Source organism: Polaromonas sp. P1_G4 (assembly GCF_056405475.1).
On sequence record NZ_JBFUCA010000573.1, the window covers coordinates 1 to 2,513 of the forward strand.

General features: G+C 62.5%; 3 protein-coding genes. All 3 read left to right on the forward strand.

From position 1 onward, the window contains the following. Window positions 1-179 precede the first annotated feature (179 nt). Entirely contained in the window at window positions 180-683 is a 504-nt protein-coding gene (locus AC1D1X_RS20660; protein WP_431098472.1) for a phasin family protein, read from the forward strand. A gap of 139 nt (window positions 684-822) precedes the next feature. Next, complete coding sequence (locus AC1D1X_RS20665) at window positions 823-2,112, forward strand: patatin-like phospholipase family protein (RefSeq protein ID WP_477699044.1); 1,290 nt, start codon at window positions 823-825, stop codon at window positions 2,110-2,112. Between the two features lie 133 nt (window positions 2,113-2,245). Further along, on the forward strand, window positions 2,246-2,513 hold a 268-nt coding region (locus tag AC1D1X_RS20670), incomplete at its 3' end, for a TetR/AcrR family transcriptional regulator (RefSeq protein ID WP_477699045.1).

Genomic DNA, 2,513 nt, shown 5'->3' on the forward strand with positions numbered 1-2,513 from the left:
GCAGAAACCCGCGCTCAGCCTGACTGCACGTACTTTTCCGTAGAGCCGCATGCCTAGAACCTGTTCACGGTTCTAGAACGCAACACCTAAACGCCGTCACAGGGAGGGCTTATATTTTCCCCGTGCGTGCGGCATACTGCCCGCGAAGTTCCATAACCACAAACTGTCTGGAGTAAACCATGGTCAAGAAACTGCAAAAAATGAGCGCCGACAAGAAGTCCGGCCCACAGCTGTCCGGTGCCGTCAAGGAATCCGCCCAGCAAATCTGGCTGGCCGGCCTGGGCGCCTTCTCCAAGGCGCAGGAAGAAGGCGGCAAAGTGTTTGAGACCCTGGTCAAGGAAGGCCTGTCCATCCAGCGCAAGACCCAGGCCGTGGCCGAAGGCAAAATTTCTGAAGCCACCAACAAGATGGCCAGCATGGCCACCGACATCCAGTCCAAGGCCGGCCACCAGTGGGACAAGCTGGAAAACATCTTCGAAGACCGCGTGGCCAAGGCCCTGAACAAACTCGGCGTGCCTTCCGCCAAAGACGTGGACGCCCTGATCGCACGCATTGACGAGCTCAACCGCAATGTGCAAAAAATGGGCGGCAAGCCAGCAGCCAAAACCGCAGCGGCAAAACCCGCCGCCAAAAAGGCGGCACGCCCCGCGGCCAAACGCCCAGCTGCACGCAAATCGGCCTGAGCACACGGTGCTCTGGAAAAAAGGGACATGCCGTCCCTTTTTTTACGCCCGCGCCCAATCGCCCCACAGCTCACCCAGCACCCTGACTTTGCTGCAGAGCAGCAAATAGTTCCAGGAGCGCCGTCTACACTTTCCTGCCATGACCCAAGCCAAGCCTGCAAAAAATAAACGCCCTGCCAAGCCGCGCATTGCTTTGGCGTTGTCAGGCGGCGGTCCGTTGGGCGCCATCTACGAAATCGGTGCGCTGTGCGCGCTCGACGAATCCCTGCAGGGGCTTTCATTCACCGAACTGGACCACTATGTCGGCGTGTCCGCCGGCGGTTTCATCGCGGCGGGCCTGGCCAACGGCATGACGCCGCGCGAGCTGTGCGCCGCCTTCATTGAAAACGGCGACCAGGCATCGGAGGTGTTTGACCCGGCCTGGCTGATGGTGCCGGCATACGGCGAATTTTTGCGGCGCGGCATCATGTTGCCCGGCTTGCTGGCGTCGGCGGCCTGGCGCGCCACTTTCGGGCGCAAGTCGCTGGTCAATGCGCTGGAGGCGCTGGGCCCGGCCTTGCCCACCGGTGTTTTCTCCAATGACGAAATCGACAAGCGCCTGGCCGCGCTGTTTTCCAAACCCGGCCGCACCAACGACTTTCGCCAGCTTCGCACACGGCTGACACTGGTCGCGACGAATCTGGACAGCGGGGACGCCGCGCCCTTTGGCCGCCCCGGCTGGGACCACGTGCCCATCTCCAAAGCCGTGCAGGCCAGCTCGGCCCTGCCGGGCCTGTTTCCGCCGGTGGRGATCGACAGCCACTACTACGTGGACGGCGCGCTGAAAAAGACCATGCACGCCGGCGTGGCGCTGGACGATGGCGTTGACCTGATGTTTTGCCTGAACCCGCTGGTGCCCTTCAACGCCACCCGCGCACCCGCGCTGGCCATGAACCAGCGCGTCATGCGCCGGGGCCTGCCGGCCGAAAAGCAGGCCATTCCGCGCATCGTGCAAGGCGGCCTGCCCGCCGTGATGAGCCAGACCTTCCGCTCGATGATCCACTCGCGGCTGGAGCTCGGCATGAAGCACTACGCGCATGCCTATCCCGGCACCGACATCGTGCTGCTGGAGCCTGACGCCCGCGACACCGAGATGTTCCTGGCCAATACCTTCAGTTACCGGCAACGCCGCGAGCTGGCCGAGCACGCCTACCAGAACACCCGTCAGATGCTGCGCTCGCGCAAGACCACGCTGTCTGCCACGCTGGCGCGGCACGGTGTGTCGCTGAACCTGGACGTTCTGGAAGACCCCAGGCGCCACCTGGTGACTGAAAGGCCTGCAGCCACGCGCGTGGGCCGCGCCATTGCTTCGCTCGAAGACGTGATGGAAGATCTGAGCCACGCGCTGCGGCCCGCCGCGCACAAGCTGCCCGCGTCGGCCCGGGCTTAACCCAAAGGTTTGCCAAAGGTGCGTGCCATCCCGTTCACCTTGTTGCAAACCGCCGTGCGGATTGATGGACTTCCCTAGTGTCGCCCGGGGAAACGCTGGGTTAGAGTAAAGAACAACACGAGGTAGACAACTTATGGCGAAAAAAGCGCCGCGCCGTACAGCAGAACGGATCCTGGAGGTCACCCTGGACCTGTTCAACCGCTTTGGCGAGCCCAATGTGTCGACCACGCTGATCTCCGCCGAGCTCAGCATCAGCCCCGGCAACCTGTACTACCACTACCCGGCCAAAGACGAGCTCATCAACTCGCTGTTTGACCGCTACGAAAAATCCCTGAGCGAGCTGCTCAATGCCAGCGACGGCGTGCGCGATGTGGAAGATGCCTGGTTTTTCATGCACACGC